Source organism: Candidatus Thiosymbion oneisti, from assembly GCF_900092655.1.
Taxonomy (GTDB): Bacteria; Pseudomonadota; Gammaproteobacteria; order Chromatiales; family Chromatiaceae; genus Thiosymbion; species Thiosymbion oneisti.
In genome coordinates, this window is record NZ_FLUY01000916.1 from 1 (window position 1) to 5328 (window position 5328).

A 5328-nucleotide genomic window follows, 5' to 3' on the forward strand; every position below is an offset into this window, starting at 1 on the left:
GCTCCAGCGGACGCGGCTCTTCTGTGCTGATCGGCGTTGGCGGTTAGCCTACCGAGGCGCTTAATCGACGCTGGAGCCTGGGGAGCCAGCCGACAGGGTTTGACGGGTTGTGTTCGACGCCCAACGGCTCGTTGATCGACGGCCAGGCCGGTGCCGGCGTCTTAACGCAACCTACACCCACATGACCCCCCGCGCGGCCTGCACGCATGGCCTCGCGTTAAGTGTAGGTTGGGTTAGGCGCGCGGTTCGATCCCGAAGCACAGTGACAGGGCTGAACGCACCCTAACCCAACACGCCGGACTGGTCCCGACGCAGGAGGGATCTTTTCCCACAACCAACGCCAAATAACCCCGGACCGCACCCGGACCGGCACACCGCCGAACGCGGCGTAACGCAACAGGACGCGAGGATCCGTTTTAACCGGACAGCTTCTCAGGTTTAACTTCCATAGGAGAACTCAAGATGTCATTGGCTCAAAAGAGTGTAATCAGTAACCGGACGGCAAGCAAAGGTGTCATTGGAAGCATGCTGCAGGATTTTCGCTTTTTTGATCTCTATTACCAGGCGGAGACCATTCGCTGGAAATTCGACGAAATCGCATGGAGCCGAATTGCCAGGGATAGGACCACACCACAATTGCTCGAACACGTAAAGAGCGTGGTTAATGTCGAATTCACCACATTCCCCGGTGCAATGAACTTTTTCCGGGAGTTTTCGGATGATATGGACTTCACTCAGTGGGTAACTGTTTGGCTGTACGAGGAGACCCGTCATCCTCATATCCTGATGCGTTGGTTGTCCCACTTCGACGTGTATTTCGACGCCTCCGAGATGGCCGAACGGCGGGAGATTTACCCGCTCGGCCAGTCGCGCGTGGGCACGCTGAGCATGAATATCATCTCGGAAATGCGCGCCGCATCTTGGTATCTCGACCTGGCAGCAGCGGTGGATGAACCCGTCCTGAAGGATATATGCATGAAGCTCTCCGCGGATGAATCACGTCATGCGGCCGGGTTTTACACTTATGCGAAAAAATACATCGAGGGTTCCGCTGATCCTGATCTCGAACGACAGCGGGCCCTTGAGATGTTGTACGTGTGGTTAAACAGTGAGACCGAGAACAAGCACCCCGCGGGTTATTTCTTCAACCACACCAACAACCAAGCGGGCTTGACGGATACGACCATTACCTATTCCAGTCCGGAGGTAGTCGACAATCGCATCTGCCATATGTTCGGTCAACTGACCGGGGTACCGCTGAAGACGAAGACTGAAATCAAGCGGTTCATTCGTCACTTCTACCAAAAGACGAGTGCCATGATATGAGTGGAGAGCATTCCGCATTGAGCCCCATCGCCCGTTGTCTGCGTCCACCACCGCCGGATGCCGGCGTAGTGGTCGGGGGCATCTACCGATACGGTGACGGCGTCAGGGCAGACTTTCTGGCTCCACATGAATATCAGGGACACCCAGGGATCGTGCACGGCGGCGTTTCTGCCATGTTGTTGGATGAGGTCATGGGCTACGCTGTCGTGGCCGACCAAGCCACGCATGCAATCACCCAGAGATTGCGTATCACTTATATTTCACCCGTTCCGACGGGAGAAAATCATTACCTGCAAGCGCAGCTGGAGTCGTTCGAAGGGGACTTTGGTGTGGTGTTGGGTAACATCTTTAATCAGGAAGGGGAATTACTGGTTACAGCGACCGGTCTGTTTCGCCTCGAAAACGACATAGCCGCGAACTTCGCCCTGCGGGATTCACAGACAGGAATACAGCCGACACCTGCATCAAGAGATTGACTCCCCCCGTACAGGCCAATGCTATTAAGTTAGCTGCTGACCGCTGGTCGTAGTCGATCAGGATGCGGAAGCGAAAACGACGACGCGCGCGAATCGGCGCGAACAAGATCCCTCCCTTCGGTTCGGGATGACAATTTCGCGCGGATTTGCGTGATGCGTCGTTTCTCCTTTTGTTTGGCGACCGGTAACGCTTAACTTAATGGCATTGCCGTACAGGTGGAATCCGGTAAAGGGCAGAGCCAGGACCAACAGAATGAATCAAAACCATAATGCATACCGTAGGACAACACGGGAAATCCGATGGATGACCTACGCGGTACCCTTACTCTCCGTGATGTCGGTGCTACTGTGCCTGATACCGGAAATCACCTCGGTACCCGCCTGGGCCATCTTTTTGGTCAACATTCCCTTGACGATCCGGATCGTCGGTATGAATCACGAATTGTTCCATGAGCCTCCCTCGAAACTTGGGGGGAATCTACTGCTAAGGCTGAACTTGCATGTCTATACCCCATTGACGATAGGATTTGACGAATACCGGGAATTGCACCTCCGCCATCACGCATACGATAATTCCGACCGCGACCCGGATTTCCGGATGATTCGGGACGGCAAGCACAACGCCCTGTGGCGCCTGGCCTTGGCCCCGGAATATTGGTTTTTATACTGTATGAAACACGGCATTCTTTCCCGTGATTTTTGGTTGTTGCATACTGGGCGAATGCTCGTATTGGCAGGCTATGTAGCGCTGGTTGGCGTCGAGAATTACCTCCTTCTGTTCCTGCTTCCCACCAAGCTTGCATTTGCCCTGAGCTTTCTCGTCTTCTCTTATGAATCACATACGGACGCTACGGGAAAACCCCGTAGCATCTGGAACCTGAAGCCGCGTCTTACGCTGCTGAACCGGGCGATCTATTGGTCCATCGGTCCTTATGCCTATAACATCGCTTATCACCATGCTACGCACCATGCATACCCATGGGTCAGCGGCGTGAAGCTCTCCGATGTCCGAGGTCCCGATTTCCCCTTGGCGCATGGATTCCCTGAACGATCCGTGCTGTTTTAGCTCTTCAACGGCAACCAAATATCAATGTCCGAACAAGCACAACCCTTAGCTATCCATCCCCTGGAAACCCTGCTGGATCTGACCCCACGTACCTATGACATCGATTTCGCGGGAGTCGTCAGCAATATCGTCTATGTGCGGTGGCTCGAGGACCTGCGTCTGGAGATGCTGCGGCGCTTTCTGCCCCTACCCGAACTGATGGAACGCGGGCTTGCGCCCACTATCCTTTCCACGACCATCGAGTATAAATATCCGGTGCGTCTGTTCGATCCTATCCGCGGTGCCATGTGGCTCACCGACCTGGGGCGTTCGAGCTGGGAATTGACGGCTCGGTTTACCCACCAAACCAACGGCAAGGTCGCTGCCGAGGCGGTACAGAAAGGCCTGTTGCTGGACATCGGCAAGGGCCGCCCGGGCAAGATTCCGGATGCGTTGCGCGAACGCTATCGACAGGAAACGAATGCCCCGTCACGCTGAGCGAACCTGATAGATGGCAACTCTGGCGGAGCGGTTGTACGCCTATCTCGAATCAGGTGACACGAGCGGCCATTGGTTTTTCGATCCCCGTACCCAAGGGTTCGCTTGGGAAAGCCACCGGACCCTGGCGACCAAGGCCCTGGAACGGGGGGAGCGACTGCAGGCGCGCGGGCTACCGCGCGGCAAGGTCATGCTCATCGCCGCCGGCTCGCCAAGATTTACCCTCGGGGCCTTCTATACGGCGATTGCTGCCGCGGCCAAGCCCCTGATTATTCCCACCCCAGGGGCGTTCAAGGGGGCGGAGGCCTGGGGTGAGCGGGTGCACCAGGTGTCAAAGGTGCTGGATGGGGGACTGCTGGTAGCCGAAGAACGCCCGGAGATCAGGCTCGCGTTGGAAAATGAGCGGCATTTCGCGCCCATTTTCTGTTCTCCCGACCTTAAGGAACTGGATGACCAGTCCCACATCCTGCGTCGTCGCTGTGGTCTTCTTTCGTCCGCTGTCGCCTTCCTGCAAATGACCAGCGGCTCCACCGGTCCCGGCAAGCTGCTCGCTATCAGCGACGCCAATGTCTTCGTCAACACCCGAGGGATCAGGCAGGCGGGTCTGCTCGGTGAAGGCGAAACCGGTATCAGTTGGCTACCGCTTTATCACGATATGGGCTTAGTGGGGGCCGAGTTATTTTGTTTCATGCATGGTTATCGTTTGGCGATGTTGGCCCCCCAAGATTTTCTCCGCAGACCGGAACGCTGGCTGGAGGCCATAAGCAGATTCCGTTGCACGCTGGCAGTCAGCGCCAATTTCGGTCTCGATTACTGCGTCAAAACCCTGTCGAATTCGGTAGCGAACCACTACGATCTGTCATCACTGAAAGTGCTCTTTTGCGGTGCGGAACCGATTCGGCGGCGTACCCTGATGGCTTTTGCCGATAAGTTTCGTCCCTTGGGATTTGACCCTGATGCCTTTCTTCCTTGTTACGGGATGGCGGAGACGACACTTGCAAGCACGGTCCGTTCACCGGCCGATCCCCTCGGGTTTCTGTCGATCGACCGCGGAGCAGTTGCCGTCGGTGCCCCAGCCGAAATCGCCGCTGCAACCACCCCAGCAGAGGATGCGGAAAGCAAGTATCTGGAGATCGTATCCGTGGGGCGACCAATCGCCGGGACTCGCATCGAGATTCGGGACCCTTCAGGAAAATCCCTAGAAGAAAACAGGCTCGGGGAGATCGTCGTATCAGGTCCCTCGATTGCCTTGGGCCACCTGCTCCCAGACCGTCCAACCCCGCTGGCCTTCGAAGGCGGATATGTGCACACTGGGGACCTGGGTCTGATATACGAGGGTGAACTCTATATCATCGACCGCATGAAGGGCATTATCGTCCACAATGGCGTCAATTATTCCTGCGCGGATATGGAAGAACGCGTGGCCGCCATCGTTGGTGCACCAGCCGACCAGTTCGCAGTATTCGAGGCCGACATCAATCGCGAGAACGCAACGGATGTCGTCATGTTCGTCGATGGCGGTCCGAATACCCGGAAAGCGCGTATCGAGGGGATATTGCCACAACTGGCAGCCATCGAACCTCCTTTGTCGAGGGTCCTGGTGGGAAGAAAACGGATTATTCCGCGGACTACGAGCGGTAAAAAACGTTATCTGGAGTGCCGTAAGCTGCTTGCATCAGGACAGATAGCGACCCTACTGGACGTGAGTTTCGGCAACACCGTCGAGCCTATGGTCCCTGGCCGAAGACACAGCTGACCCGATATAGCCTTAGAGGCTGTCTAAAAATTAAGATACTGATTTTAGGGCATAAAATTTGTAAATTCGTGCTCGTTCCCACGCTCCAGCGTGGGAACGCCGTCTGGTCCGCTCCAGCGGACTTAGCTCCTCTGTGCTAATAGGCGTTGACGGTTAGCCTACCGAGGCGCTTAATCGACGCTGGAGCGTCAAGATCCCTCCTCCGTCGGGACAAGTCTGCTCCCACG

General features: G+C 56.1%; 5 protein-coding genes. All 5 read left to right on the top strand.

The window, feature by feature from the left end; genetic code table 11:
- Positions 1-462 precede the first annotated feature (462 nt).
- The 5 genes from BQ17_RS09460 (at position 463) to BQ17_RS09480 (ending at position 5101) form a co-directional block, all read left to right on the top strand.
- Positions 463-1326 carry a ferritin-like domain-containing protein gene (locus BQ17_RS09460; protein WP_089726473.1) on the top strand — a complete coding sequence of 288 codons (864 nt, stop codon included), beginning with the start codon at positions 463-465 and terminating at the stop codon, positions 1324-1326.
- Positions 1323-1802, top strand: a complete 480-nt coding sequence (locus tag BQ17_RS09465) for a PaaI family thioesterase (protein ID WP_089726475.1) — start codon at positions 1323-1325, stop codon at positions 1800-1802. Before BQ17_RS09460 ends, BQ17_RS09465 begins: the two co-directional genes overlap by 4 nt.
- A 304-nt stretch (positions 1803-2106) precedes the next feature.
- Positions 2107-2868 (top strand): fatty acid desaturase, encoded by a 762-nt coding sequence (locus BQ17_RS09470; protein ID WP_176722365.1) that lies wholly within the window; start codon positions 2107-2109, stop codon positions 2866-2868.
- Between the two features lie 24 nt (positions 2869-2892).
- Positions 2893-3345: an acyl-CoA thioesterase gene (locus BQ17_RS09475; RefSeq protein ID WP_089726479.1), complete on the top strand. Its 453-nt coding sequence runs from the start codon at positions 2893-2895 to the stop codon at positions 3343-3345.
- A gap of 13 nt (positions 3346-3358) precedes the next feature.
- Positions 3359-5101, top strand: coding sequence for an AMP-binding protein (locus BQ17_RS09480; protein ID WP_089726481.1), 1743 nt, complete (start codon positions 3359-3361; stop codon positions 5099-5101).
- Positions 5102-5328: the final 227 nt, after the last annotated feature.

What these genes read in the sequence shown, in the direction of transcription:
- BQ17_RS09480 (WP_089726481.1), top strand. Translation starts at nt 3,359, where the DNA reads ATGGCAACTCTGGCGGAGCGGTTGTACGCCTATCTCGAATCAGGTGAC.
- BQ17_RS09475 (WP_089726479.1), top strand. Translation starts at nt 2,893, where the DNA reads ATGTCCGAACAAGCACAACCCTTAGCTATCCATCCCCTGGAAACCCTG.
- BQ17_RS09460 (WP_089726473.1), top strand. Translation starts at nt 463, where the DNA reads ATGTCATTGGCTCAAAAGAGTGTAATCAGTAACCGGACGGCAAGCAAA.
- BQ17_RS09470 (WP_176722365.1), top strand. Translation starts at nt 2,107, where the DNA reads ATGACCTACGCGGTACCCTTACTCTCCGTGATGTCGGTGCTACTGTGC.
- BQ17_RS09465 (WP_089726475.1), top strand. Translation starts at nt 1,323, where the DNA reads ATGAGTGGAGAGCATTCCGCATTGAGCCCCATCGCCCGTTGTCTGCGT.